At 61.5% G+C, this 26,596-nt stretch carries 24 protein-coding genes, 1 tRNA gene and 1 pseudogene; 10 read left to right on the forward strand and 16 right to left on the reverse strand.

Translation table 11 applies throughout. From position 1 onward, the window contains the following. Positions 1–142: 142 nt before the first annotated feature. From DW850_RS00885 to purH, 4 genes and pseudogenes are all read right to left on the reverse strand, one after another. On the reverse strand, positions 143–1,186 hold the full coding sequence (locus DW850_RS00885; protein WP_117785972.1) for a sensor histidine kinase: 1,044 nt from the start codon (positions 1,184–1,186) through the stop codon (positions 143–145). A 9-nt stretch (positions 1,187–1,195) separates the two neighbouring features. Next, positions 1,196–1,871 (reverse strand): annotated as a pseudogene (locus DW850_RS00890) (response regulator transcription factor). Between the two features lie 178 nt (positions 1,872–2,049). After that, positions 2,050–2,757, reverse strand: a complete 708-nt coding sequence (locus DW850_RS00895) for a hypothetical protein (protein ID WP_233540579.1) — start codon at positions 2,755–2,757, stop codon at positions 2,050–2,052. Between the two features lie 247 nt (positions 2,758–3,004). Continuing rightward, positions 3,005–4,612, reverse strand: coding sequence for a bifunctional phosphoribosylaminoimidazolecarboxamide formyltransferase/IMP cyclohydrolase (purH, locus tag DW850_RS00900; RefSeq protein WP_117785974.1), 1,608 nt, complete (start codon positions 4,610–4,612; stop codon positions 3,005–3,007). A 265-nt stretch (positions 4,613–4,877) separates the two neighbouring features. Between purH and DW850_RS00905 the strand changes: the two genes are divergently transcribed. Continuing rightward, positions 4,878–5,519, forward strand: a complete 642-nt coding sequence (locus DW850_RS00905; protein ID WP_117646225.1) for an N-acetyltransferase — start codon at positions 4,878–4,880, stop codon at positions 5,517–5,519. Between the two features lie 410 nt (positions 5,520–5,929). On the opposite strand, the gene DW850_RS10145 is transcribed toward DW850_RS00905, so the two are convergent. Then, on the reverse strand, positions 5,930–7,876 hold the full coding sequence (locus DW850_RS10145) for a DUF2207 domain-containing protein (protein WP_158565202.1): 1,947 nt from the start codon (positions 7,874–7,876) through the stop codon (positions 5,930–5,932). A 508-nt stretch (positions 7,877–8,384) separates the two neighbouring features. Here DW850_RS10145 and gluQRS point away from each other — a divergent pair. After that, positions 8,385–9,395: a tRNA glutamyl-Q(34) synthetase GluQRS gene (gene gluQRS, locus DW850_RS00915; RefSeq protein ID WP_255415221.1), complete on the forward strand. Its 1,011-nt coding sequence runs from the start codon at positions 8,385–8,387 to the stop codon at positions 9,393–9,395. Between the two features lie 15 nt (positions 9,396–9,410). Here the strand turns inward: gluQRS and DW850_RS00920 are convergent, their stop codons facing one another. Further along, positions 9,411–10,136, reverse strand: coding sequence for a metallophosphoesterase family protein (locus tag DW850_RS00920; RefSeq protein WP_117785975.1), 726 nt, complete (start codon positions 10,134–10,136; stop codon positions 9,411–9,413). Positions 10,137–10,221: 85 nt separating this feature from the next. Beyond that, positions 10,222–10,461 (reverse strand): hypothetical protein, encoded by a 240-nt coding sequence (locus DW850_RS00925; protein WP_117772850.1) that lies wholly within the window; start codon positions 10,459–10,461, stop codon positions 10,222–10,224. Between the two features lie 159 nt (positions 10,462–10,620). Here DW850_RS00925 and DW850_RS00930 point away from each other — a divergent pair, with 159 nt between their 5' ends. Further along, complete coding sequence (locus tag DW850_RS00930; RefSeq protein ID WP_117772848.1) at positions 10,621–10,932, forward strand: hypothetical protein; 312 nt, start codon at positions 10,621–10,623, stop codon at positions 10,930–10,932. Positions 10,933–11,085: 153 nt separating this feature from the next. Here DW850_RS00930 and DW850_RS00935 read toward each other — a convergent pair whose 3' ends face one another. Next, entirely contained in the window at positions 11,086–11,607 is a 522-nt protein-coding gene (locus tag DW850_RS00935; RefSeq protein ID WP_117772846.1) for a hypothetical protein, read from the reverse strand. Positions 11,608–12,193: 586 nt separating this feature from the next. On the opposite strand from DW850_RS00935, the gene DW850_RS00940 reads away from it, so the two are divergent. From DW850_RS00940 to DW850_RS00950, 3 genes are read left to right on the forward strand one after another with little or no spacing between them, the layout of a single operon-like run. After that, positions 12,194–12,736 carry a DUF4342 domain-containing protein gene (locus DW850_RS00940; protein WP_117785976.1) on the forward strand — a complete coding sequence of 181 codons (543 nt, stop codon included), beginning with the start codon at positions 12,194–12,196 and terminating at the stop codon, positions 12,734–12,736. 18 nt (positions 12,737–12,754) lie between these two features. Next, the gene (locus tag DW850_RS00945; RefSeq protein ID WP_117785977.1) at positions 12,755–13,540 is read left to right on the forward strand and encodes a response regulator transcription factor; all 786 of its coding nucleotides are present in this window, start codon (positions 12,755–12,757) and stop codon (positions 13,538–13,540) included. Further along, entirely contained in the window at positions 13,524–14,819 is a 1,296-nt protein-coding gene (locus DW850_RS00950) for a cell wall metabolism sensor histidine kinase WalK (protein ID WP_117785978.1), read from the forward strand. The genes DW850_RS00945 and DW850_RS00950 overlap by 17 nt, the downstream gene beginning before the upstream one ends. 75 nt (positions 14,820–14,894) lie before the next feature. On the opposite strand, the gene DW850_RS00955 is transcribed toward DW850_RS00950, so the two are convergent. Together DW850_RS00955 and DW850_RS00960 are read right to left on the reverse strand one after the other, a co-directional pair. Beyond that, positions 14,895–15,269 (reverse strand): VOC family protein, encoded by a 375-nt coding sequence (locus DW850_RS00955; RefSeq protein WP_117785979.1) that lies wholly within the window; start codon positions 15,267–15,269, stop codon positions 14,895–14,897. An 11-nt stretch (positions 15,270–15,280) separates the two neighbouring features. Further along, positions 15,281–15,568, reverse strand: a complete 288-nt coding sequence (locus DW850_RS00960; RefSeq protein ID WP_117654890.1) for a PTS sugar transporter subunit IIB — start codon at positions 15,566–15,568, stop codon at positions 15,281–15,283. A 163-nt stretch (positions 15,569–15,731) separates the two neighbouring features. Between DW850_RS00960 and DW850_RS00965 the strand changes: the two genes are divergently transcribed. Together DW850_RS00965 and DW850_RS00970 are read left to right on the forward strand one after the other, a co-directional pair. Next, positions 15,732–16,355: a hypothetical protein gene (locus DW850_RS00965; RefSeq protein WP_117785980.1), complete on the forward strand. Its 624-nt coding sequence runs from the start codon at positions 15,732–15,734 to the stop codon at positions 16,353–16,355. Between the two features lie 31 nt (positions 16,356–16,386). After that, positions 16,387–16,471: transfer RNA gene (locus DW850_RS00970), tRNA-Leu, on the forward strand. A gap of 335 nt (positions 16,472–16,806) precedes the next feature. Here the strand turns inward: DW850_RS00970 and DW850_RS00975 are convergent. The 6 genes from DW850_RS00975 to larC form a co-directional block, all read right to left on the reverse strand. Continuing rightward, positions 16,807–17,808: a hypothetical protein gene (locus tag DW850_RS00975; protein WP_117785981.1), complete on the reverse strand. Its 1,002-nt coding sequence runs from the start codon at positions 17,806–17,808 to the stop codon at positions 16,807–16,809. 20 nt (positions 17,809–17,828) lie between these two features. Beyond that, positions 17,829–18,587: a septum formation initiator family protein gene (locus DW850_RS10330; protein WP_233540580.1), complete on the reverse strand. Its 759-nt coding sequence runs from the start codon at positions 18,585–18,587 to the stop codon at positions 17,829–17,831. Between the two features lie 195 nt (positions 18,588–18,782). Continuing rightward, positions 18,783–20,072, reverse strand: coding sequence for a phosphopyruvate hydratase (gene eno / locus DW850_RS00985; RefSeq protein WP_117785982.1), 1,290 nt, complete (start codon positions 20,070–20,072; stop codon positions 18,783–18,785). Between the two features lie 190 nt (positions 20,073–20,262). Beyond that, positions 20,263–21,123 carry a nucleoside triphosphate pyrophosphohydrolase gene (gene mazG, locus DW850_RS00990; RefSeq protein ID WP_117785983.1) on the reverse strand — a complete coding sequence of 287 codons (861 nt, stop codon included), beginning with the start codon at positions 21,121–21,123 and terminating at the stop codon, positions 20,263–20,265. A 2-nt stretch (positions 21,124–21,125) separates the two neighbouring features. After that, the gene (gene yfcE, locus DW850_RS00995) at positions 21,126–21,674 is read right to left on the reverse strand and encodes a phosphodiesterase (RefSeq protein WP_117785984.1); all 549 of its coding nucleotides are present in this window, start codon (positions 21,672–21,674) and stop codon (positions 21,126–21,128) included. 57 nt (positions 21,675–21,731) lie between these two features. After that, the gene (gene larC / locus DW850_RS01000) at positions 21,732–22,217 is read right to left on the reverse strand and encodes a nickel insertion protein (protein ID WP_117785985.1); all 486 of its coding nucleotides are present in this window, start codon (positions 22,215–22,217) and stop codon (positions 21,732–21,734) included. Positions 22,218–22,599: 382 nt separating this feature from the next. Here larC and DW850_RS01005 point away from each other — a divergent pair, with 382 nt between their 5' ends. Both DW850_RS01005 and DW850_RS01010 read left to right on the forward strand, forming a co-directional pair. Beyond that, a complete protein-coding gene (locus tag DW850_RS01005; RefSeq protein WP_117785986.1) occupies positions 22,600–26,166 on the forward strand; it encodes an ATP-binding cassette domain-containing protein in 3,567 nt (1,188 codons plus the stop codon). Beyond that, positions 26,166–26,585 carry a nitrous oxide-stimulated promoter family protein gene (locus tag DW850_RS01010; protein ID WP_117785987.1) on the forward strand — a complete coding sequence of 140 codons (420 nt, stop codon included), beginning with the start codon at positions 26,166–26,168 and terminating at the stop codon, positions 26,583–26,585. Before DW850_RS01005 ends, DW850_RS01010 begins: the two co-directional genes overlap by 1 nt. Positions 26,586–26,596 lie beyond the last annotated feature (11 nt).

Genomic DNA, 26,596 nt, shown 5'->3' on the forward strand with positions numbered 1-26,596 from the left:
GTTTTGTTTGGGCTGCACGTTTTTGTTTTTGGGAGATCCATTTGAGCCTCATAGTTATGTTCACGTTCGGAAACATAGCGCCAGTTGCCTTAGCTAAGTTCACGTTCGGGAACATAGCCGTTCGCACCGCAAAACGGCCCGGCTACTCGAAGTATTGGAACTTGTTCGTTGAGAAGGCAAACGTTACGACAAAGCCTTCGCCGGGATCGGATGCCGCGGTGACGTCGATGCCCATCTTGGAGCACAGGCGCGCCACCAGGTAGAGGCCGATGCCCGTTGCGCGCTTGGTGGTACGACCGTTATCGCCGGTAAAGCCCTTCTCGAACACGCGCGGCAGGTCTGCCGCGCACACGCCGCAGCCGTTGTCGGCAACAGTGAGCTCGATGCGTTCGCTCGCCAGGCCCTCGTCCAACAACGCGCCCGAAAACACGATCTTCGCGCCGTCCTCGCGCGCATATTTAATGCTGTTCTGAATGAGCTGGCCCAGGATAAATTCGAGCCATTTTTCGTCGGTAAAGACCTCGAAGTCAAGGTTCTCGCACACCGGAGCCACATGCGCCGCAATGAGCTCGCGCGCGTTGGCCTTAATCGCACCCGTCACCAAGGTCTTAAGATCCCAGCGGCGAATCAGGTAATCGCGCTCCACGACTTCCGAGCGCGCATAGTACAGCGCCTGATCGATATAGCGCTCCACGCGGGCCAGCTCGCGACCCAGGTCATCCACGCGCGAGAGGTCATCTTCGCTGCCGTCCAGGTTTTCCAAAATCAGATGAGCTGCCACCAGGGGCAGCTTGGCCTCGTGGACCCAGCTCTCGATATAGTCGCGGTAGTCGTCGGTCTGGCGCCGGCCTTCGGCAACCTCGTCGCAGGCGGCTTTGCCCACCCGGCGCAGGACCTCGTACTCGAGCTCGCCCTCGGCATAGGTTGGGCATTGCACCATCTCCTGTACCCACGCGGGACTTTCCAGCTCCTCGGCTGCACGCTCCAACTGGTGCAGAAAGCGGCGACGACGCGCGTACTCGACCGCGATGCCGAGCATGCCAAAGACAAAGGACACGCCGATTGCCACGATCACGATGGAAACGGGGGCGCCGGCCACCGTCAGCACAAAGCAGCTCAGCAGCACGCCGCACGTCCACACGGCGACGGGCAGCAACGCGTCTTTAAAGAACTTGCCAAACGACATGGTCGGGTCCTAAACCGAATAGCCTTGGCCGCGGTGCGTGGTGAGGTATCCCTTGACACCGATCTTGTCGAGTGTCGTACGCAGGCGATTGATGTTGACGGTGAGCGTGTTGTCGTCCACGAAGGCATCGGAATCCCACAGGTCCTGCATGATGGCCGAGCGCGAGACGATTTTGCCCGCGCGGCTCAGAAGCAGCGAGAGGATACGCAGCTCGTTTTTGGTGAGCTCGGTGCTAGTGCCGGTTTGCGTGTTGGTGACCATGGAGCGGGCGAGGTCGAGCTCCAATCCCTTGTGGACGAGCGTGCTGCGCTCGCCTGCCGCCGCGGTGCGACGCAGCAGTGCGTTGATGCGCGCCACGAGCACGCGCGCGCTGTAGGGCTTGGGAACAAAGTCGTCCGCGCCGAGCGTCATGGACATGACCTCGTCGATCTCGGTCGTGCGCGACGTGAGGACGATGATGGGGACCTCGGATTCGCGACGGACTTCGTGGCAGATGTGTTGGCCGTCTTTGACAGGAAGCGTGAGGTCGAGCAGTACCAGATCGGGCGCGGCAGCGAGCGAGAATATCGCGCGAGACGTGCTCGAACGATTCGCAGGCCTCGACCTCAAAACCGGCACGGGCAAGGATGTCGGCAAGCTCGCGACGAATGGGCTCGTCGTCCTCAACGATATAGATCAGCGCCATGGATTCCGCTCCCCTCTTGGTTGTCTTACTGCCATTATTGCCGCGAAGTCGCCGGTGCGCGCCTCGCGCGGCATTAAGGTGACAGAACTGTTCGCGAACGAAAGCGTTCGAATCGCCCCTCGCTCGCAGCGGGCACGGGGATCAAATGATTATAAAATCCCCGTCCCAGAAAAATCATTTAGCGGCGGGCACGGAGCTTTTCGTAGCCGTCGGCAAAGAAGGCGACCGTCGCGGTATCGGACTCAGCTGCGTCGGCGTCCGCGGCGGGAACCACGCCGTGCTCGTCGCTTACCAGGAACAAGGCGCCCTTGAGCTGTGCGGGAATGTCTACGCGCGTGACCGGGATGCCCTTGGTCTGGGCCAGCTGCTCTATGAGCGTCGCCGTGCCACACAGGCACTCGTCCGCCGGCGCCACAAAGGCCAGCTCGCCGTTGTTGACGGCAGCGAGCAGCTCGGGCGCCACGCCGGTTTCGTCGGCCTCGGAGCGGGCCTCGGCGGAGCGGGCACGCAGCGCCTTGGCCGAAGTATCGGCCAGCGGCTCGTACTCACCCACCGTCATGGCGGCATTGCCGTTAACGTCGATCACCAGCATGAGCACGCCGTCGTGCGCGGTGTAATCGCCCTCGGCAAGCGACCACTCAACGTGCTGCTTAGCCCAGCTGAGCATGTTATGGGTAAGCGGTTCGCCCTGCACCAGACGCTCGGACAGCGCGCGGATGTGACGGTTGAGCATGGGCACCTTTTTGTTGGACATGCGCCAGCGGCAGATAAGCGCGGGCTTGTCGAGCGTGAACTTCTCGACCGCCTCCTGATTGGCGCAAAAGTCCTCGTACGCACGCTGATCCTCGGCATTGCCAAACAACTCGGCATCATCAATCTGGGGCATGGTTGTACCTTTCGTGTTAGTCATTCCGTCCTCTTATACCAAAAAGACGGCCCTCCAAACGGAGCAGCCGTCTTTTGCAGAGATTATTTTGACGATATGGTCAGGCGACCGAACAGTTTAATGGGATAGAGAAACATCCCATTAAGGGTTTTCCAAGTGCCCGAGATTGCCCCGAAAGAGGAGCGCCGCGTACTAAATGTACGCAAGCGACGGTTTGAGGGGCAAGGTCGGGTGCTTGGGAAAGCCTCTAGTGCCTAAAATGCCTGGCTCCGGTGAAGACCATCGCAATACCATGCTCGTTGCAGGCCTGGATGCTCTCGTCGTCGCGCTTGGAGCCACCGGGCTGGATGATGCAGGTCACGCCGTGTGCGGCAAGCACGTCGACGTTGTCGCGGAACGGGAAGAACGCGTCACTTGCGCAGGCAAAGCCGCCCTTCTCCACGCCTTCGCGCTCGCAAAAGTCCTCGGCGCGTTCGCAGGCAAGCAGTGCGGAGTCAACGCGGTTGGGCTGACCCGGGCCCATGCCAATGCCGGCCTTGCCCTTGGAGACCAGGATGGCGTTGGACTTAACGCCCTTGCAGACCTTCCAGGCAAACTCGAGCTCGGCCATCTCAGCGTCGGTGGGCTTGCGGTCGGTGGGGAACGTAAAGGTCGCGGGATCCTCGGTCACGTGGTCGACCTCCTGCACCAGCATGCCGCCGTCGATGGAGCGCAGCTCCACCTGGGCACCGTGGTCCACGCCGCCGGTAGCCAGCACGCGCAGGTTGGGGCGCTTGACCATGCGCTCGAGTGCCTCGGCGGTATAGCCCGGGGCGATAATGACCTCGACGAACTGCTTGTTCTGATCGGCAAAGTGCTCAACCAGCTCATAGGGGACCTCGCGGTTGCAGGCGATGATGCCACCGAAGGCGCTCTTGGGATCGCAGGCGAAGGCGCGGTCGTAGGCAGCCGTGATGTCCTCGGCAACGGCGGAGCCGCAGGGGTTCTGATGCTTGAGGATCACGCAGGCCGGCTCGTCGAACTCGCGGACCAGGTTCCAGGCGGCATCGGCGTCCAGATAGTTGTTGTAGCTGAGCGGCTTGCCCTGGATCTGCTCGGAGCCCACAAGCGGGAACTGAGAGCTCGCGGTGTTCTCGCAGCCCTCGGCAAAGCGGTAGACCGTAGCCTTTTGCTGAGGATTCTCACCATAGCGCAGGTCGTCGACCTTCTCCAGCGAAATCTCGAGCTTGGCAGAGGTGTCCGCCACGTCGCTTGCCTGGGCGGCAAGCCAACGGGAGATAGCCGTGTCGTAGGCGGCGGTGGTCTGGTAGACCTTCACCTGCAGGCGACGACGGGTGGAAAGCGTGGTGCAGCCACCGGTCTCGCGCATCTCGGCCAGGACGGCATCATAGTCGGCCGGGTCGGAGATGACGGTAACGCTCGCGGCGTTCTTGGCGGCAGAGCGCAACATGGAGGGGCCACCGATGTCGATGTGCTCGATGGCATCCGCAAAGGTGACCTCGGGGTTGGCGACGGTCTTCTCGAACTCGTACAGGTTGACGACGACCAAGTCGATCAGCTTAATGCCGTGCTGAGCGGCCTCCTGCATGTGCTGCTCGGAATCGCGGCGGGCCAGCAGCGCGCCGTGAACCTTGGGGTGCAGGGTCTTAACGCGGCCGTCCATCATCTCGGGATAGCCCGTGAACTCCTCGATGGGGGTTACGGGAACGCCCGCGTCCTCGATGGCACGAGCCGTGCCGCCCGTAGAGATGATCTCGACGCCAAAGTCATCGACCAGCGTCCGTGCGAAATCGACGACGCCCGTTTTATCGGTAACCGAGATCAACGCGCGTGCGATCTTCACATCAGATCCCATGCAGTCCTCCTGTCTGGTACGCCGCCGTGCTCTGTGAGTCGGTGATACGTCGATCTGCAGCGCTCGCGCAGCGGCATTGAAAATACTGATTCAATGTAGCGCATCGAGCGCATCGATGCACCCCGCAACGGGCGCATGTGCAGAAAAAGTTTGCGCGCGGAGGGGATGGGCACGGTGAGTTCATGGAACACAGGGGCACCATAATTAGATGCCAATGGCGTGGTAGAACTGTGCTCGATATGTATCCGCAATAGAAAGAGGCACCATGGTCTCGCGGGTTCTCTACCGACCGTTTGATACCGAAGATTTCGACGCCATCGCGCTGATCTTGCAGCAGCTTTGGCACAACAACTCGGATAACGATGAGTACAACCGCCTCGAAGCCGCGTGCGACCTCGCCTATTGCCTTTCTTCCTCAACGTTTTCGCAGGTTGCAGTTATAGATGGCGAGGCGCGCGGCATTTCGCTTGCGCGTGCGGGACAGAGCTCCGGCACCGCCGTCAGGGAACATTGGATGGATACTGAGCGTACACTGCTGTCGCAGATGCGTGAGCTAGAACCCGAGTCGTGCGCCGAGTATCTCTCGTTTGTGCGCGCCACCATTCGAACCAACAACCGCCTGCTCGAGAAAAGCCCACTGCCGCATGACAATGAGGTCACGCTGCTCGCCGTCGACCCTGACGTCCACGGCCTGGGCGTGGGATCGGTGCTGCTCGACGCCGCAATCTCACATCTGTCCTCGTGCGGGGCGACCAGCGCACACCTGTATACCGATTCCAACTGCTCGTGGAAATTCTACGAGCTGCACGGCTTTAAGCGCACGGCCACGCACCGCGCCAACCGCGAAGAGCGCCGTCACGACATGCCGCGTGAAAGCTTTCTCTACGAACTCGACCTAACAGCCTAGCCCAGGCAGCCACACCTAGTCATTTAAGTCTGTCCCCAATGAGTAGCCTTGGTGATCTGCAAATAGCTGTGGTCAAAAAACATCAAATATGAGTACTGTTACCTTTTTAGTAGCAGCGATTTGGGGCATTTTTGATGCTTGTAGGCATGACGACCAGCTGCACGAGCTGACGTAGCTCCCCAAATGTTCAATAAAATAGGCTCCTAACGAGAAGTACTCTCATTAGGAGCCATTATTATGTGCAAACATATGTGACCAACGCAGCAACAGTACTCATATTTGGCATTTTTTGTCCACTGCCCCTTGCGCGAAGGTCCTCAGCGGAAAGTTTGACCCGTTTCGATGCACAAAAATGGGATGAATCTTCCCTGGCAACCGCCCAGAAAGATCCACCCCAAAGCAAGCGCTCGCTAGAACGTTCCGCCGCCGCCTCCGCCGACGCCGCCACCGCCGCCACCGGAAAAGCCGCCGCCGCTGCCGCCGCTCGAGCTATCGGAACTCGAAGCCAGCTCGCGGATGGTCTCGTGGTACACATCGTTGAACGAATCGAGCGGGGACTCGTTGCCGTAGTGATGGTAATACCACCAGTAGCAGGGGTAGTTGTCGTAGAAATCGTCGCTGTTGCGCAGGTCCGCTGGCACGGCCTCGGCCAGCTGTCGCAGCACTTCTTTCGAAACGCCCAGGGCAACGCCCATCACCAGCAGTTTGTTCCACAAGATCAGGTCGCTGGGAATGGCCTCCTTCAGGCGCGTAAAGTCCTCAAGCCAATGCTTGAGCGCCTTGCAGCGAGCCGCCACCTCGGCGCCCTCCGGCGTGTAACGGCGGAAGGTGCAGCTCAGGACAAAGCCCACGATCGTGACGGGAATCGAGATCATAGCGGCGCCGACGTTGGCGTCCGCAAAGTCGGTATAGATCAGAGAGCCCAGAATGCCAAAGACAATGATGATGCCGAGAACCAGGCCGGCCACCATCGCGATAGTGCCATCCGATGCGATAAACTCGCGCGCCTCCAGCTTGCCCTTAACCGTGCTCTGATAGTCCTCGAGCTTGTCGCCAACAGATGTGGTGCGCTCGCTAGCGTACTCCTCCAGCTCGCTAAACGTGCGCGAACGGACTCCGTCCTTATCGGGCTTAACGCCGGCGAAGAAGACCTTGAGCACATCGCGATCGATGCCGTCCTTCTTGGCAGCCTTCCAGGCCTCGTCGGTCACCGTGATGCGATACGTCTGCTCCTCTTTTTCGCGACGGAGCAGGCCCTTCTTCTTGGCCTCGGTCGCTTCTTCCAGCTTGATCACGCGGTCGTCGGTCAGCTTCATCAGCGTGGCGATATATGCCTGATCGGGCACGTTGTTCCAGCTCATAAGAGCTGCAAGCACCGCGGGATGGTCGGCGGAGGGCACATCGCGGAAGTACTCGTCTTGGAAAAGCGGCTTGGGCTTGCGCTTACGCAGCTTGAGCACAACGATTGTGCCGGTAAAGGCCATCGCCGCGACAACGCTTAGCACGGCAAGTGCATTGGCGATCATGCGAGCGTGAGCACGTCGGGCGTTAGCTTCGTCAGCCCATTCCTTCTCTTCGCTCAGGATCGTTGACATGCGCTCTTCGCCCGAAGCGGCAAGCTGCGGCACCCAGTCGCTGGGGAAGGCGATGCGTGCCTCGGCAAATTCGCCCTGATGCACGCAGGGAATGGCATAGGTGACCATGGGCTCGTCCTCATCGAGCGACACGTCGCCCGTCAGCGGGCCGTGGCCCCACGCGCGGAAGTTATCGCCCTTGACGGCCGCCGTCCCGGCAGCGGCATTTGCGAAGCGCACTTCCATCTCGACGTCATCGGAATCCGCGGACCAGCCGTCACCCACAAACTTCCAGTAGAGCTCGGCGGTATCGGCCCAGTTCATAACCGCACCGGTCATGGTGTAGCTCACGTAATAGATCGCGCTGTCGCCGCTCTCGTGGGGGCTGAAAACCTTGATCTTTACGCCGTCACCAGTCTGCTCAACCGTATACACGCCGCGGTCGCCCTTGTTTGCATAGTCGACCTTGTTAAATGCGGCGTCGCCTTCCTCAACGCCCAGCACGTCGACGCTCGCCGAGCCGCCCTGCTGGTTGGTGCCCGCGTTGATATCCCAATACACACCGTTGATGTCGTCGTCGAAATCAAACTGGCGCCCCTCGACAACGGTCAGCGAGCCGTCGGCCTCGACCGTGGCGCCGATATAGGTTTGGGTCATGGAGTAGCCGTCGGCGCACGCGGCGGCGGGAAGCAGCAGCAACGCAAGCGCGACAAACGCGCAGGCAGAAACGAATCGCGCAAACAAGCGGCGCTGCCGGCAGGCATTGGCAACGGGGGCGTTCATAGGCACATCCTTTGTCTGTAAAACCAACATCGCCATTGTCCCACGTTTGCGGGCACACATGACGAATATCTGGGCCAATGGAACGTCAAATGGGACAAAAGTCCCACCCGAGTCTGGCGCTTAGGGACATTCCTTATCTGCCGGCAGTTTGGGACAGTCCCTGACCGAGCTCCGCCCCGGCAATAGATACCACTTCACAGCTCCGTCACAGGTGTAGCGGCTTTGTGTTGCTGCGGCACGCGCTGATTGAGCCTGCGAGCAAGGGGCATAAAGCAGTTGAGCGATAACGGTTGCCCCTTTCCCGTTCGCTCGAGGATCATGTCCCCCTTTTCCGCGGAAACCCCGGCAGTTGCGAAGAGCTGCCGGGGTTTCTGTTGTCTAAGGTGCTGAGTTGATGGACAGGAATCAAAGCACCGAGCCTGCGGCCCACAATACACAATGCGGGTCCTCAACAACTTGCGGACCACAGTGACGCCTCCCCATCGCGCCCCGCGCTATACTCGTCCGCATGGATATCAAAACACGCAACATAGCAACGCCCGCCGCGGACGCGCCAACGACGCAGCCCGCCCCCGTTCCCACCCCCGTCGTGGGCCGCTTTGCCCCGTCGCCCTCGGGCCGCATGCACCTGGGCAACGTGTTCAGTTGCCTGTGCGCGTGGCTTTCGGCCCGCAGTCAGGGCGGCAGCATCGTGTTGCGCATCGAGGACCTGGACGATCGCTGTAAGCGCCCGGAACTTGCCGCTCAGCTCATCGACGACCTAGCCTGGCTGGGACTGAAGTGGGACGAAGGCCCCTACTACCAGCACGATCGCCTGGATCTGTACGAGAACGCCTTGCATCAGCTGCAAGACGCCGGCCTCACCTACCCCTGTTTTTGCACGCGCGCTGAGCTCCACACCGCAAGCGCGCCGCACGCCAGCGACGGCACGCCCATCTACCACGGCGCCTGCCGAGGTCTTTCTGCCGAAGAGGTTGCCCGCCGCAGTGCCCTGCGCGCCCCGGCCACGCGCCTGCGCGTGCCCTCCGTCGATAACCTCGCAGACGATGTGGTCGAATTCGTGGACCGCACGTACGGGGCCCAATGCGAGGCACTCGCCACCGAGTGCGGCGACTTTTTGGTGCGCCGCAGCGACGGCGTTTTTGCCTATCAGCTGGCCGTGGTGGTCGACGACGCCGCCATGGGTGTTACCGAGATCGTACGCGGATGCGACCTGCTTGGCTCCACGCCGCGCCAGATCTATCTGCAGCATCTGCTGGGACTTCCCACGCCGCACTACGCGCACATTCCGCTGCTTATGTCGCCGGACGGCCGCCGCCTTTCCAAGCGCGATCGCGATCTGGACCTGGGCGAGCTCCGCGCCCGCTTTGGCACACCCGAGGCGCTGCTGGGCTGGCTCGCCGGGCAAACGGGCATCGCGCCGGACACCACGCCGCGCTCTGCCGAGCAACTGGTCGAGCACTTTAGCTGGGACGTCATCCGCGCACACCGGGAAAACATCACCATAACGGCCGAGTAGCCAAACGCTTTGCCGCTACGCAACATCCCAGGGCTGGAGTTCGTCGCCCAGGCGAACGATGCAGTCGTAGAGCACGGTATGGCGCTCGGCCGGGTTGGCATCCCGATGAAAATGCCCGTAATACCAGCGTTTGTAATCCAAGCGGTCTTCCAGCTCATCGAAAAATGCCGTAAGCCGATCAACGGCAGGGTAATTCCAGCCGGGCGCCGGATAGAGTGTGGGCGAAAGCACGCGCGTCGAGCAGGTGTGGGTGATTACGTAGTCGACCTTCCAACCCACGCTGTCGAACTTTGCCCGCGCCTCCTCAAAGTTGCGCTCGTCCGGCAGCTCCTGCGGCCACCAGCTGGAATACGGAATGCGGTATTCCTTGTCCACGCTCGTGGCGCCGCCCATGGTAAAGATCGTTGAGCCGTCGAGCTCAAATACCTCGCCGCGCGTCAGGCGCCGTATGGGAGAGGTATCCGACAGGCGCTGCGTCAGCCCACCGTGCCACAACTCCATGGGTCGCTCCGCCCAGTGATCGAAACGCTCGTGGTTGCCGTCGACGAACAGCACGGTATAGGGGCGCGACTCCAGCCAAGCGATGTCGGCGCACTCCTCGGCAGAGAAATCCCACGGAAAGCCAAAGTCGCCCGCAACAATCAGATAGTCGTCGCTCGTCAGGCTATCCCCAAGCTCCCAATCGCGCAGCTTTTGCATGTCGAGGCCGCCGTGAATATCGCCTGTCACATAGACCGTCATCGGATCACCGCTTCCCTGTAAGTCGCTAGCCCACATTCTGCACGATCACTAAGTCAACCGTTCCAGCCCTTCCATCCTTTGGGACCTACCCCTCGCTCTTCCATCCAAACGGGTCAAACACCCAAAAGATCAGATCGAGCACGCCGCCGGTCATCATGGCGCCGGCAAGAGCCATGCAAACATGCAGAGAACTGGCACTTCGGAGCACATCAAACGGCCCCAGAACAGCCAGCAGCGCGACCGTTGCGCCGGCAAGGCACAGCACGAGGCACGGCCCCGCGTTCTTGACGCACTTCTTTGCGAGATGCTTGGTGTTATCACTCATCGATATCGAACTCCTTAGAGGACCGTTGTTTGGGTACATGCCGCCGCGGCAGAGCAGGGCGGCAGGGTAAGTGTCACATGTCGTGCGGACATGCTTGAGTTACCCTACAAGTTAATGGATTTGATAGAATGTAGGGTAACTACTCGGAAAGGAGGCTCCATGTCCGTCTTAGAAGATGTCCTAGAAGAGGAATATGCACGCTCGAGCCGCCTCTTGGGCCTCATGGAGCAGGAAATCAGTCTCCTTCCAAAGGGCAGCATCCGCATGCGAAACATAAAGGGCCACGAATACTGCTATCTCAACTATCGAGTCGGCGACAAGGTCAAAAGTGACTATGTACCCGCTACAAAGGTTGATGAGCTGCAAGCCAAAATCGAACGTCGAAGGGCTCTTGCGGCCGCCATTAGAGAGCAGAAGCGATCTCAAAAGCTAATCATACGTGCGTTGGGAAGGGTGCCGAATGCTGACTGAGCAGCAGAGGTTTTCCTCTAAAACAATTTGAAAACCTTGCCGCATACATGCTGTTCGCATCCGCTGAGTCCGAGCCGCTGCCCAAGTCACCATGTGCCCGACACACAAATAGTTACACGCGGAACTATTCCAAAACTGAAAGAACCACTGCAGTTAGTACCCAATAACCATAATGCCTTTTAACGGAACAGGCATGCGCCCGCTTGCATACAATGTTTTGAAAAAAGTTACGACCTTTTCGTAGTCTCTGCTTGAGTTGTCACCACTCTTGTACACATTACGAACGACTACACAAAGATATGCTGCATCCTGTATCATGCACGCTTCAAAAAAATCCTTCAGAAACTGGTTGTTCGCGACAGCGCGCCCGGCCTCAATCTCCACTATCGTGTTAGTGTCCCTATGGACGGCATCGACCTCAAAAGCTTTATCAATTAAGCCTTTCTCCCCATACAACACTGGCATCGATAGTTTCTCGTTTTTCTTTTTCCCCACCTCAACATTGAAACCAAATTGCTCCAAATCGAACGCCAAAATTCGGAGCACGCTATCGCTGTGCTCACTGTTTTTATCAGAACGAATCTGCTCAATATTTTTATTTACAGCTTTTACAACGTCCATTAACGGCTGCGGCGGACGACCGTTTAATGGGAAGTAAATCCAGTTGCACTCCATTGATAGTCCTTTCTCTATATTCATTCAGCCACTGCAGCTATTTTAAATTAATGTTATAAAACACCGACGACTAACGATGCCATAAACAGTCAATCGGTCAGCCTTTTAGCAGCTAGCGAACCATGCAAGCAAACAGAAACCTTAATCAACATGACGGATTGGTGCTTTCGGTCATTAGCAAACAGAATCACTTGCCCATGGAGCCATTTACCCTTGGCCTTTCAATTAGGACTGGCGTCAAATGCCACATGCCTAAGTAATATTAAGGTCCTTCCATGGCTGCCGTGTGTGAAACTCATACTTTTGCAACGCGATTTTAATCCATATGATCCGTTCGCCTTGCTTATCCCATTTCTGCCGCCGGCTTGTCATCGGCTCACCATCCCCCGTTATCGAGGTCTAATACTTTTCCCACTGCCACCCAAAAACTCATCCAACATTAATCTTGGCTCAAGAATCGCTTAATCTATAACCTGCACTATAGAGTTCGACCAAGGGCGGGGCGGCGCAACGCAGACCGCCGAACGCAACGCTCGCGCCCGAGCAAATTGCCCGGCGTCGCGCCCATCGAACGAAAGGACAGGCCATGGACGACCTCGAAAAAGTTGAAACCATCCGCACCAAGTGCAGCGTGAGCTACACCGATGCCAAGGCGGCGCTCGACGCTGCCAACGGCAACGTTTTGGATGCCATCATTTGGCTCGAGTCGCAGGGCAAGACCCCGACCACGTCGGCGCACGCCGCGACCGAGTCCGCACCGGTCGATGAGCCCTCGGCCGAGATGGTCGCCGCGCAGGCCGCCTACGAAAAGTCGAGCGAAAAGACCGACTTCTCCAAGAAGATGGACGGCGTGTGGGAGTACCTCAAAAAGCTCTTCCGCCTGAGCCTGGACACCAAGTTTATCGCCACGCGCCGCGATGCGATCATCCTCAACATCCCCATCCTGATTCCCATCGTCGCGCTGTTTGCCTGGGGCGCTACGATTTGGCTGATGCTGATTGGCCTGTTCTTTGGCATGCGCTACCGCATCGACAGCGACGGCGACGTGCCCGGCAGCATCAACAACCTTATGGATAGCGCTGCTAACGCCGCGGATGACATCAAGCAAAATCTGAACGACGACAAGTAGTCGCAGACGGGGGCACGCATGGCACGGATTCTGATCGTAGAGGACGAGGAGAAAATCGCCCGCTTTGTGACGCTCGAGCTGGAGCACGAAGGCTACCAGGTGGAGCACGCCGCCGACGGTCGCACCGCCGTGAACCTGGCGCTGGAGCGCGACTACGATCTGATTCTGCTCGATGTGCTGTTGCCGCAGCTCAACGGTATGGAGGTCCTGCGGCGTGTCCGCAAGCACAAGGATGTGCCGGTGATTATGGTCACCGCGCGCGATGCCGTGATGGACAAGGTGGCCGGGCTCGATGCCGGCGCCGACGATTACCTGACCAAGCCATTTGCGATTGAGGAGCTGTTCGCACGGATCCGCGTGGCGCTGAAGCGCTCGGAGGCCGTGCGGGCGGCTTCGGGCATTGGAGGCGCCGGTACTGGGGCGGGCGCGGCAGGCGGCGCGGGCGCCGGTATCGCCACAATGCCCCCGGCAACCGACACGGCCCAGACCGCTGCCACGCCCTCCCACGCCGCGCTTACCGTTGACTCGGTTGCGCTCGACCCCGACCGCCGCGAAGTCACGGTCGGTGGCTCGCCCATCGCGCTCACGGCCCGCGAGTTCGACGTCCTCGCCCTGCTTATGACGCATGCCGAAACCGTGCTCACGCGCGAGCGCATCGCGCACGAGGCGCTGGGCTACGAATACGTGGGCGACACCAACAACGTCGACGTGCACATCGCGCACCTGCGCGCCAAGATCGAAGACGCCGGCGGTGCCCGCATCATCCAAACCGTGCGCGGGGTGGGCTATGTCTGCCGTGCGTAACGCCGAGGTCAAGCGCGTCACCTCCATCGCCCGCGCCATCAACTGGAGCTATATGTGGCGCCGCTTGATGAGCCACATCTGGCTCGATCTGTTACTGTTGGTTATTGCGGCGGCGATCCTCGTCTATGGATACAACCAGACGCTGCCCAACGGCGCGTTTACCGCAGGATGGATCCCCAGCGCCACCGTTCGCGGCATGTCGCTGACGCCCGCGCACGGCTGGGACCCCGCCACGCTCACCTATACCGTCGAGCTTGCGCGCACCACCAAGACCTTCCCCCTCGCGCAGGACCTCATCGCGCTGTGGCCCCTCTATCTTGTCGTTGCAGGTGGGCAGGTCATCAGCGTGCTCAACATGCTCGGCGGCGCCCGCCGCGTGCGCCGCACCATGGCGCCGCTCAACGATCTGGCCCTGCGCGTGGACGAACTCGGCCGCATGCAGCTCTCCGGCGGCAAGATGGAAACACTGGAGCAGGCCATCGAGCGCGCAAGCGTCGACTCGCCGAGCGTCACTACCGGCGACGCCGACCTGGCAAGCATCGAGGTTGCACTCAACCGCCTACTGCGCCAGATGCAAGAGGCCAAGCTGCAGCAGATGCGCTTTGTCAACGATGCGAGCCACGAGCTGCGCACGCCCATCGCGGTGATTCAGGGCTACGTGAACATGCTCGACCGCTGGGGCAAAGACGACCCGGACGTGCTGGCAGAGTCCATTGCCTCGCTCAAGGCCGAAAGCGAGCATATGCAGGAGCTCGTGGAGCAGCTGCTGTTTTTGGCGCGCGGCGATGCCGGGCGCACGGTCCTGCGGCGTGCGAATACTAACCTGGCCGCACTGGTCGGCGAGGTATGCGAGGAATCGCAGATGATCGATGCCGCGCACACATATCGACTGGCGTACGATGCCGCACTTACCAGCGACCCGCGCTGCGACGCGCCCGTTGACGTGGCGCTCGTGAAGCAGGCTCTGCGCGTGATCGTGCAGAACGCCGCCAAGTATTCGGACGCGGGCACATCCATCTCGTTTGGCGTGACGCCGGATGCGGGCGCGGGCACGATCGACATAAGTGTTGAGGACGAGGGCATCGGCATGAACCAGGAATCCGCAGCCCACGCGTTTGAACGGTTCTACCGCGCCGACAACGCACGCGATGCCGGCGCGCAGGGCTCGGGTCTGGGGCTTGCCATTGCCAAGTGGATCGTCGACAGCCATGGCGGTGTCATTGGCGTGACCTCAGTCGAGGGCGTCGGCAGCCGCTTTACGATTCGCCTGCCGCGCTAGGAAGCCCCTCGGCATAAATAAAGGGATAGGGCCACACGGCCCTATCCCTTTTTGCTAGCTATGGCAGCTTGTGCGCTACTCGCGGCACAGGTGCACGGCGAAACCGGCAAACTCGCGCTTAAAGTACACGAGCTTGGTGCCGCCGTCGGGCAGCAGCACGCGCGACTCCTCGTTGACCTCGAGCCCGCGCTCGGCAAACCACTTCTCGGCCGCATCGATGTCGTTGACAGCAAAGCCAATGTGGCCCTTGGCGCCACGACCGTTCTGCTTCATGATCTCGACCAGCGAATCGTTAAAGTACGAAACCGGGGTCTCGATAACGGGCAGGCCCATCATCGTCGAGAACAGCTCCGCGATCTCCAGGGCATCTGCCGGGTCGGTGGCGTTAATGCCCACATGGGCAACGCACATGCCAAAGAGCTCGACCGGATTGGCGTTCTGCTCACTCATACAGTCAGCGCCTACTGAGCCATGACGTCGAGGACGGCCTTCTCGGCAGCGACGCGGTTCATGCCCGTCATGAAGGGCACGCCGCTCACGTACGGGCAGGTGAGGCCCTCGGGGGCAACGGTGGTGGCGATCAGCAGGTCGGCGCCCTCGTCGCAGTAGTCCTTGGCCTCGGAGATGGCACACTGCACGATCTCATACTTGCCGGCATAACCATTGGCGTCGAGCATGGTGGCGACCTTCTGGGCAACAAGCGTGGAAGTAGCAGCGCCAGCACCGCAAGCCAAAACGATCTTCTTCATAGGTAATGTCTCCCTTCATGGTTTACTTTAGGTAAGTGTACCGCAGCGAGCGATGGCACTCAGCCTCGATGAGCTTTTATGCCAGTTTGCTTGCGCGCTGCGTATAATACATCTAGTACGTGTTGTCATACCGCTCGCTTTATGAGCGACTAAGGATCCCAATATGCCCGATTCCCGCACACTCTGGACCGCCGTCGTTATCATCTGCATCGCCGTGTCGGTGTTCTTTAGCGTCAAAAAACGCACAACGTTCAAGCGCCTGCAGCAGCTTATGGCTGCCAAGCAGTGGGACGAGTTCGATCGTTTGCTCGACGGCAGACTCACCAGCATGCTGTACCCGCGCTACAACCGCGACTACCTGCGCCTGAACTCCTATCTGCTGCGCGAGGACCACAAGCGCGCCGATGAGATGTTCGATTTGCTGCTGGGGCTCAATCTGCCCAAGATGCAGCGCGTCGACCTGGTGATCAAAGCCTTTAACTACTACGTTGGCCAGGAGGACCGCAAAAAGTCCAAGGAGCTTCTGCACGAGATCAAGGGCTTTGAGGGCGGTCAGGCCGAGGCGGTCGCACACGAATGCCAGCTGATGTACGACACGATGATCCTCAAGCGCCACAACGACATTCCCGAGCTGGAGCGCATGCTCGAGGATGTTGGCGACGACCCGGTCAAGCGCTGCCGACTGGAGTACCTGCTGGCCCTGCAGTACCAGAACAAGGGCGACGAAGCCAAGTTCCAGGAGTTCCTGGAGAAGTCGGGCCAACACTCGATGGCCGTCAACGCGTAACGGACGGCTTGTGCTAGACTTCTAGTCTCACGGGGGCGTGGCGGAATTGGCATACGCAGGAGACTTAAAATCTCTCGCCGCAAGGATTGTGGGTTCGAGTCCCACCGCCCCTACCATATGGCTTTTACGGGCCCGTGTCCCTTTGAGATGCGGGCTCGTTTCTTTTGGATGCCGGTGGGACTCGAACCCGCGAGGGGGCGAGCGTTAAGCGGACGCGCAGCGTCCGTAGCGAGCCGGCGAGGGCGCCGACAGGCGGCCGAAGCCGGTGCGTATTTGCGCAGCAAATGCGCGGACGTCCCACCGCCCCTACCATTTGGCTTTTACGGGCCCGTGTCCCTTTGGGATGCGGGCTCGTTTCTTTCGGACGCCGTCAAGCCTCTAAGTTGCGGTGGAATAGGGACTGTTTGGGGCCCGAAAGGGCGATTTTAGTCCGTATTTCACCGCAACTTATTTAAAGGGTGCTGAGAGCGGGGGTCCAGGCGATGGTGGGAATGGCACCGTCGAGAGTCTCGTTGATAGTGGCAGCCATACCGGCGAGGAGGCTGTTCTCACTTACTGTGAGCGTCTTGTAGCCGCCGGCTCGCATGAGCTCGCGAATCACCACGGCGCCGGCCAGAATCACGCCCGCGCGTTTGGGCTGTACACCCGGTAGCGCGGCGATACCCTCCACATCCAGCGTAGACATACGATCGATGGCGGCCGAGATCTGCTCCATCGTAAGCTCGCGCAGGTGCACAAAGTTCGAGTCGTACGGCTCCAGTTCGTGGACCAGCGCCACGAGCGTGGTGACGGTACCGCCCACCGCAACGAGGCGCTCGGCGCGCTCAAAGTCGCTGGGCAGGCCCTCAAAATAGGCGGAGAACTGCTCGCCTGCCCACGCGGCGGCAGCCGCAAGCTCGTTCGTCGACGGCGGCAGTGCAGAGAAAAACCGCTCCGTCACGCGGCGGCAACCGATGTCCAGTGAGCGCGTTCCCTCCAGCGCAAAGACCCCGCGCTCAGGCGCATAGACGCCCGTCGCGAGCTCCGTGGATCCGCCACCCGAATCGGCGACGATGATGCGCTCGCCTGCAAAGTCGTGCGCCACGCCAAAAAACGTCAGGCGCGCCTCGACCTCGCCCGGAATCACCTGCGGTTCGAGCCCCAGATCGCGCAGGCCGTCCAGCAGCAGTGCGGCGTTGGACGCATCACGCGCAGCACTCGTGCACGTGGTGCAGATGCACGCGGCCCCAAAGGCACGGGCTTCGTCCACAAACATGTGGCACGCAGCGAGCACGCGCTCAACGGCCGCCTCGCAAAAGCGCCCCGTCGCGTCCACGCCCTCGCCCAAGTCGGTGATCTCGGTATGCTTGGACGATTCCACGATCGCCCCGCCCTCGACCTGCGCTAGCACTAGTCGCGACGACACCGTTCCCAAGTCGATCGCGGCCACCTTATATCGTTTGCAATTTGTCATTGCGGGCTCCCCTCTGGGCGCTACTCGCCGCTGGACGCGACCGTCTGGCCTTCGACGCCGCTAAACCCAAACAGCATGTCGAGCGTCTGAATGTACCACGGCACGTCCTTGCCGACCTCTTCGATCTCTTTGGCCACTTCGCTGGCCTTCTTGGCGTTTGAGGACTTTTTGCTCGACGACGAATCCGAATCCTCATCCAGACCCTGTACTTCAATCCTCTTTTCGCCGGGCATCACCATGCCCAGTTCCCGTGCCCGATCCTTAATGCCCTCTTCCGAGAGCCACTTGTCAGTGTCTTTTTTCATCTCGTCTCTGTATTGCTCGCGAATCTCGACCTGCTTGGCCAAGATGTCGTTCGAGCGTTTTGCAACGTACAGGTCGCGCACGGGGAAATACAGGCTCACGAGCGCCAGAGTCACCACGATACCGATAAACAGCGGACGCAGAGAGCCATGCGTAAAGTCATAGATTGCCTTGACCACCGCATTGTCGTTGGCGTAGCGCATAAAGTCCGAGCTCGAAAAACGGTTCGAGGGCCTGCTCGATTTGTCGTGTGCCTGAGTCGAGGGACGCGATGCATGCGACGAACGTGCCGGGCGCACCGGTCCATCTGCCGAAGTATTCGATTGAGCATTGGGGCGCGAGGTACTTGTCGGGCGCTGCGCGGAGCGGTCGGCACCGACGTAGGCGGACCCACCGAGCTGCACCGTGCGGGCACGGCGAGGCGACGGCTCACGCGAACCGGCGGAATAGTACCTGTTGTCGTAAATCTGATCCATGTGCGCCTTGTGCGGTTGAGGTTTGTTTGCGCTAAGTATTCTAGTTATAGCACGAGCACACGCAACGCCTTCGGCGGCCTTTGCTCGACATAAAAAAGGCGCTGAGCCATATGGCCCAGCGCCCCCAGCGCTTTGCGGCGTCCAGCCAAGGCGGGGCGGAACCGAATCAGCCTCTCCCTCGCCAAATTCGCCCGTTTAGCGAATGTTGTAGAACGCGGCCTTGCCGGCGTAGCGCGCGCTGCCCTCGAGCTCGTCCTCGATGCGGATGAGCTGGTTGTACTTGGCAATACGGTCGCTGCGGCACGGGGCGCCCGACTTGATCTGGCCGGCGTTGACGCCCACAACGAGGTCGGCGATCGTGGAATCCTCGGTCTCGCCGGAACGATGGCTCACGATGCAAGCGTAGCCGGCCTCCTTGGCGGTCTCGATGGCCTCGAGCGACTCGGTGAGCGTGCCGATCTGGTTGACCTTGACCAGGATCGCGTTGGCGGCGCCCAGCTCGATGCCCTTCTTGAGGCGCTCGGTGTTGGTGACGAACAGGTCGTCGCCCACCAGCTGCACCTTGTTGCCAATGCGGCGGGTCAGCTCGACCCAGCCGTCCCAGTCCTCCTCGGCCATGCCGTCCTCGATGGAGATGATGGGATAGGTGTCGACGAGCTTCTCCCAGTAATCGACCATCTGGGCACTCGTGTACTCCACGCCCTCGCCCTTGAGTTCGTACATGCCGGTCTCGGCGTTGTAGAACTCGGTCGAAGCCGGGTCCATGGCGTACATGAAGTCGACGCCGGGCTTAAAGCCGGCCTTCTCGACGGCCTTGGTAATGTACTCAAACGGCTCGGCATTGGTCTTGAGGTTGGGCGCAAAGCCGCCCTCGTCGCCCACGCCGCCGCCCAGGCCGGCCTCGTGCAGCACGCCCTTGAGGGTGTGGTAGACCTCGGCGCACCAACGCAGGCCTTCGACAAAGCTCGGAGCACCCACGGGCATAATCATGAACTCCTGGAAGTCGACGTTGTTGTCGGCATGCACGCCACCGTTGAGGATGTTCATCATGGGCGTGGGCAGCAGGTGGGCGTTGACGCCGCCCAGGTACTGGTACAGCGACAGGCCCGCCGACTCGGCAGCGGCGCGGGCGACGGCCAGCGACACGCCCAGAATGGCGTTAGCGCCGAGCTTGGTCTTGTTGGGGGTACCGTCCGCGGCGATCAGCGCGGCATCGACGGCGCGCTGATCGAAGGCATCGAGGCCCACGACGGCATCGGCACACTCGTTGTTGACGTGCTCGACGGCCTGAGAGACGCCCTTACCCAGATAGCGGCCCTTGTCGCCATCGCGCAGCTCGCAGGCCTCAAAGGCACCGGTCGAAGCGCCCGAAGGCACCATCGCGCGGCCAAAGCTGCCATCCTCGAGCACAACCTCGACCTCGACAGTGGGATTGCCGCGGCTGTCGAGCACCTCGCGACCGTAGACGTCCAAAATATCGCTCATGTTGTCTCCCTCTCACTTGGAAACGTAGTGGATGCAAGCGACCGGCTGACCGTGCACCGTCGGTGCGCCTCCGAAAGTTAGCCATGTCGCACTTTTTGCATTATGCCCTAAGTTAGCCGAGGGATACACTTGATTTTCGAAAAAAAATAGCGGGAACGATGGGGCGTGTCAGCCCGTCGCCCCCGCAGTCTTACTCCTCTGCCTTTGCGGCATCCCAGAGGTCATTGAGGCCGTGGGTCGAAAGCTCGGCTAGATCCACGTGGGCGTCGGCCGCCATCTGCTCCATCGCAGCCCAACGGCGGCGGAACTTTGCCGTGCTGGCACGCAGGGCGCTCTCGGCGTCGATTCCCTCCTTGCGCGCAACGTTGACCAGGGCAAAGAGCAGGTCGCCAAACTCCATCTCGCGCTCGGGAGAGCCGGGAGCCTCGGCCTCAAACTCGGCACGCTCCTCGGCGACCTCGTCCCACACGTCCTGGACCGTCTCCCACTCAAAGCCCACGGCAGCCGCCTTGCGCGACACCTTCTGAGCCTGCATCAGCGCCGGAAGGTGCGTGGGCACACCGTCGAGCAGACCCTCGGGTGCGGCCTCGCCTGCCGCCACGGCCTGGTCTTTGGCGGCCTTCTCGGCAAGCTTGACCTCGTCCCAAATCTTGAGCACCTCATCGGAGCTGTCAGCATCCGCATCGCCAAAGACGTGCGGATGCCGACGGATGAGCTTGGCGTCGATATCGTGCGCCACGTCGGCCAGCGTAAACTCGCCGGCATCCGCGGCAATCTGTGCATGCAGCACTACCTGCATGAGCACATCGCCCAGCTCCTCGCGAAGGTGTGCCGCGTCGTCGGCCTCGATGCAATCGAGCGCCTCATAAGCCTCCTCGATCATGTTCTTGCCAATGCTGCGGTGCGTCTGCTCGCGGTCCCACGGGCAACCGTCGGGCTGACGCAGGCGCCAGATGGTCTGCACCAGATGCTGTAGCTCGGCCGACGCGTCTACCAACGTCGACAGGTCGCGCGAACCCTCGGCATTTTGCTGAGCCATATGCTCGGCCATGGTTATTCCTCCTCCAGGATCACGTGACGGAACGCGCCGCCCTCGTAGATGCCGTAGCTGTGCGTGCCGTCCTTGGGGATGCTCACGCTGCCGGGGTTAAAGAGCCACAGGCCCGGGTGCGCGGCGCTTTCCTCGTTAACCTTGATGTGCGTATGGCCGTAGACGAGCGCGGAGCCCTCGGGCAGCGCGGGCGCGTGGTCGACGCTGTTGTGCATGCCGGCGCCAAAAACGTGGCCGTGCGTCAGGAACAGCTCGCGACCGGTCTCGTCGAACAGCGTGGCGTAGTCGGCCATGACGGGAAAGTCGAGGACCATCTGGTCGACCTCGGCGTCGCAGTTGCCGCGCACCGCGATGATGCGGTCGGCCAGGGCGTTGAGCAGCGGAATCACGCGCTTGGGAGCGTAGTCGCGCGGCAGGTCGTTGCGCGGGCCGTGGTAGAGCAGGTCGCCCAGCAGCACGATGCGGTCGGGCTGCTCGGACTCGATGGCGGCGACCAGGCGCTCGGTCCAGTATGCCGAGCCGTGAATGTCGGAAGCGATGAGGTATTTCATGGGAAGTCCTTTCGGAGTGGGGCTGATGTGGCCGGGCGCGAGATGTCGCCGGCCGCGCTATTCAAATCGCAGTGCCGAGGCTTGTGCCGCCTGCATCACGCGCTGGAGCGGCACGTTATGCTCGCGGGCAAGACGGGCGCAGTCCTCGTACTCGGGCGCCGCACGCTCACTGCCGTCGGGCAGGGTGGCTACTTTGACGGCCACCTCGCCCCAAGGCGTCGCTACCTGCTCAAAACGACGCGGCAGGCAAACGCGTTCCATCACCTGGCGACGAACGGCGTTGGTCGTGGTTTCCAAAAAGATAATCGTCTGCAGGCGTTCGATATCCTCATGCGAGCAGATCACCTGCAGCTGCCAGCCGGGGCGGCCTTTTTTGCAGTAGAGGGGCAGCCAGTGCACCTCGCGGGCGCCCGCCTCGCGCAGGCGGTCGGCGGCATAGGCGAGTACCTCGGGCGACGCATCGTCGATGTCGCACTCCAGCTTGACGATGGTTTCGGGCGCATCGGTCTCGCGGGACAGCGGAGATGTACTTCCACGTTGCATACGGTCCGGATCCTTTCCGCACGGGCTCGTTTTATTCACCCAAACGCTAGCACATCGAACGTGGCACAGGCGTGACTTTCGTCCGTCGTCGCCCTTGCCCCTATCCAAACATGTACGTCAGCCTCCAAACATGTCATTTTTTGTCGGTTTTGGAGGCTGACGTACACGTTTTGGAGCGGGCCGCACACGATCAAAATTGCGCCCGCATTCCGTCCACCACAAAGTTCGCCGCACTCAACAATTTTGAACTTTCTACGCAGTTCATCGGCTAAAAATTACCCTCGGCATACTTACCCGCTGCACGATGTTACTCTAGTTGCATTTGGCTAACTAAGCGGCTGCCGAGGACCCAGCCCGGCACCGTTACGGCATAGGAGGTTTCATGTTCGAGAAGCGGCTCTTCTCCCTGGCTCCGCAGGTAACGCCCTACATTATGGCAAGCGTCCTGTTTAAGTGGATCGCGCTCATGGCAAACATCACGGTGATGTGGATGCTTGCGCGCATCTTGGGCGGCATCGTCACGAACGGTCTTTCCGCCGCGCTCGCCGTCGATGCCCTCGCACAGGCGGCTTTGCCGCTCGCCGCCGCCATCATCGTGCGCGCCGCCTCCATCTACCTGGCCCAACGCGCCGGCGACAAGGCCGCGTTCGAGGCCGTCCGCCGCGTGCGCTCGCTCGTCTACGACAAGCTCACCGCACTCGGCCCCTCCTACACCGAAACCGTCCCCACCGCCGAGGCCGTCCAGACCAGCGTCGAGGGCGCCACGCAACTCCAGGTGTACTTTGGCGGTTACCTGCCGCAGCTCTTCTTTGCCGGTTTGGCACCCATCACGCTGTTTGTACTGCTCGTGGGCCAGGCGGGTCTTCCCGCCGCACTGCTGCTCGCCTGCGTTCCGGTCATCCCCGTCTCCATCATGATGGTCATGCGCAACGCCAAAAAGATCGGTGCCGAGTACTGGGGCAGCTATGTCGATCTGGGCGGCATGTTCCTGGAGGCCGTGCAGGGTCTCACCACCCTTAAGGTCTACCAGGCCGATCGCAGCTGGCACGAGCGCATCAACGCCGAGTCCGAGCGTTTCCGCACAGCGACCATGCGCCTGCTGGTGATGCAGCTGCGCTCCATTTGCGTTATGGACCTGGTCGTCTATATGGGCGCCGCGCTCGGCATTATCGTAGCCACGCTGCAGCTCGCCACGGGCAAGATTGGCTTTGAGGCTGCCTTCCTCATCGTCTTTCTGTCGCAGGAGTTCTTTTTGCCTATGCGCCGCCTGGGATCGCTGTTCCACACGGCCATGAACGGCATGGCCGCCTCGCGCCGCATGTTTGGCATTTTGGATACGCCCGAGCCCGAGCGCGGCGATGTTGAGCTTGACGGTCGCGGCGATATCGAGCTCGCGGGCGTGAGCTATGCATACGGCGACCGCACGGTGCTGGACAGCGCCAGCGCGACCATTGCGCACGGCTCGCTCGTGGCACTCGTAGGCGAAAGCGGCGGCGGCAAGTCCACGATCGCGGGGATTATCGCGGGCCGCAAGGGTGCCTACCGTGGCAGCGTTCGCATCGGCGGCGTCGAGCTGCGCGACGCCACGGCCGCCTCACTCATGCGCGCCGTCACCCTGGTGCCCACCAACGGTTACCTGTTTGCCGGCACCCTGCGCGACAACCTGCTGCTCGCCCAGCCCAGCGCCACCGATACCGAGCTCATGGACGCACTCGACCGCACGCGCGTGGCGGCCTTTGTGCAGGCCAACGGCGGGCTCGACATGATGATTAACGAGGGCGGCACCAACCTTTCGGGCGGCCAGCGCCAGCGCGTGTGCATGGCCCGCGCCCTGCTGCACGACTCGCCGATCTATGTCTTTGACGAGGCGACGAGCAATGTGGACGCCGCAAGCGAAGCCGCAATCGGCGAGGTCATTGCATCGCTCGCCGGCGGGCACACCGTAATCGTGGTGGCACACCGCCTGTCGACGATCGTAGGCGCCGATCAGATCCTGGTGCTGGAGCGTGGCCGTATTGCCGAGCACGGGACTCACGGCGAGCTCTTGGCCACCGCGGGCGCCTATGCGCGCATGTGGAACAGCCAGGAGCAGCTCTCGGCATATGCGTATGCGGAGGGTGATGCCGAGGATGTCGGCGCGGTTGAGGCTGTTGACGGCAGCGCCGCCTGTACCGATGGCCTCAACGGTGCTAGCTCGTCTTCCGCTGCCGCGGCGCTTGACTCCGGCCGCGTCCGTCGCTCGGCGCCGTCCATCATGTGGCGCATGATGGGGCTCGTCCGACCGCTTGCCGGCTGGCTTGTGCTAGCCGTCGCGCTGGGCAGCATTGGCATGCTCACCGCCGCGTTCGTACCGGCCTTTGGCGCCCTTGGTCTTATGGCCGCGCTGGGCTACAACGCCTTGGGGCTCGGTCTTGTCGCGGCATGCGCGGCCTGCGCCGCCTGCGGCATCGCACGCGGGCCGCTCCATTACGGAGAGCAGCTCTGCAACCATTACATCGCGTTCCGCCTACTCGCACACATTCGCAACCTGGTGTTTGGCGCCCTGCGCCAGCTCGCCCCCGCCAAGCTCGAGGGCCGCGGCAAGGGCGAGCTCGTGAGCCTGGTCACCTCGGATATCGAGCTGCTCGAGGTCTTCTACGCGCACACCATCTCGCCCATTGCAATCGCTCTGGTCTGCACCGTTGTGTTTGAGGGCTTTTTGCTGGCTGTGAGCCCCGAGCTCGCGGGCATCGCGCTCGTGGCCTACGCGGTCCTGGGCGTGCTACTGCCCCTGACCTCGGCCAAGGCATGCGGCACCACCGGCCGCCAGAGCCGCGAGGGCGCCGGTAAGCTGGGCGCCTTTGTGCTCGACAGTCTACGCGGCGCGTCCGAGACTATCCAGTTTGCCGGTGGCGCCGATCGCAGCCGTGCCCTGAGCAAGCTGACCGAGCAAGTCGGCGACGTGGACGCGCGCCTCAAGCGCCGCCAGGCGGCCAGCGAGGCCGTAGCCGATGCGCTTATTCTTGCGGCCAATCTGGTGATGCTCGGGCGAGCGCTGCAGCTGGTGGCTGCGGGAACGATCGATTTTGCCGCAGCGTTTGTCGCCGTCTTTACCTTTGTGTCGTCGTTTGGCTCGGTGATGGCCGTGAGCCGCCTGGGCGCCTCACTGCAGGAGACGCTCGCCTCGGGCGCACGCGTGCTCGATTTGCTCGACGAGCACCCCCAGTGCGCCGAGGTCGCCGATGGGCAGGACGTTGAGTTTGCCGGCGCCGCAGCCGAGCATGTGAGCTTTAGCTATGCGGGCGGCGTGGACGCGGGCGGTGCGGGCGCCACGGAGCAGGTCGCGAACGACACCGCGGCGAGTCTCATCCTCGACGACGTGACCTGCACCTTTGCGCCCGGTACCATGACCTGCATCATGGGGCGCTCGGGCTCGGGCAAGTCGACGCTGCTTAAGCTGCTCATGCGCTTTTGGGACCCCGCAGCCGGCACCATCACGGTGAGCGGTGTCGATGCCCGCCACATCAACACGGCGAGCCTGCGCAGCCACGAGGCCTATATGACCCAGGACACACATCTGTTCTGCGGCACCGTACGCGAGAATCTGCTGGTCGCGCGCGCCAACGCCACCAATGCCGAGCTGCTCGACGCTTGCCGCTCCGCTTCGCTTACCGCCCTCATCGACCGCCTGCCGCAGGGTCTCGACACGCCCGTTGCCGAGCTGGGCGACTCGCTCTCGGGCGGCGAGCGCCAACGCATCGGCCTTGCGCGCATCTTCCTCAACGACGCGCCTTTCATCTTGCTCGACGAGCCCACCAGCGCACTCGACGCCCTCAACGAGGCGTCCGTAATGCAGGCGATCGACGAGTTCAAGCGCCGCGGCAAGACCATTGTGCTCGTAAGCCACCGTGCCAGCACCTGCTCGTTTGCCGATTTCTCGCTTTCGGTCGAGCGCGGGAGGCTGAGCTAATGGCGCGCCCGGTCGACACACCGGAGCTGGCACGCAAACGCGAGCGCGAGGCCCAGATGGTGTCGCAGATGATTGCGCTGTGGTGTCGTGGGCATCATGGAGGCGGGCATGCGATCGAGCAGGCTGGCGACGATGAGCCCGTGCGCGTGAAGCTCGGCCTTCGGACCATTACGCTCTGCCCCGAATGCGCCGAGCTGCAGAAATACGCCGTCGCGCGCATTGAGCACTGCCCCCACATGGGTACCAAGACATTTTGCTCGGCCTGTCCTTCGCATTGTTACCGGCCTGCCATGCGCGAGAAGATCCGCGAGGTCATGCGCTGGTCGGGACCGCGTATGATCCGCTATCGCCCCATCACCGCCGTGCGGCACGCGATGGTAACGGTGCAGGCCAAATGCGCAGCGACACGAAGCAAGTAGTCGCCGGCGCC

This window comes from Collinsella sp. AM36-4AA (genome assembly GCF_003467795.1).
Taxonomy (GTDB): Bacteria; Actinomycetota; Coriobacteriia; order Coriobacteriales; family Coriobacteriaceae; genus Collinsella.